The sequence below is a fragment of the Pauljensenia sp. UMB3104 genome, assembly GCF_030217285.1.
Classification (GTDB): Bacteria; Actinomycetota; Actinomycetes; order Actinomycetales; family Actinomycetaceae; genus Pauljensenia.
Genome location: NZ_JASONN010000268.1, coordinates 1 through 280, shown reverse-complemented (window position 1 = coordinate 280; position 280 = coordinate 1). Strand labels below are relative to the sequence as shown.

Below are 280 nucleotides of genomic sequence, written 5' to 3'. Positions count from 1 at the left end.
CAGTAGGTGGCTTTCAGCCACACCGGCTGCCCATCATCGCCCCACTGCCCGGACTGGTCTTTGCGGCGCGGGGTAACCCCGATGGAGAGGGTGACGACGGCTTTACCGGACTGGGTGAAACGCTGCTCCAGGTCGGCCCCGAGGTTTCCGATTGCTGTTACACGTGCTGGCATTATTATTTTTCTCCTTCTTTAATTTCCGCAATAGCTTTTGACGCCACCTTGTGGATAACTTCAAGGATCTGTTCGCGCACTTTTTTGGGAAAGCGGGTATCTGCGAC

1 protein-coding gene is annotated in these 280 nt (G+C 55.4%); it reads right to left on the bottom strand.

Annotated elements, in window-relative coordinates:
- Positions 1 to 173 (bottom strand): single-stranded DNA-binding protein (locus QP415_RS13930; RefSeq protein WP_442953487.1); only part of this gene is annotated, 173 nt, incomplete at its 3' end.
- Between the last annotated feature and the right edge of the window lie 107 nt (positions 174 to 280).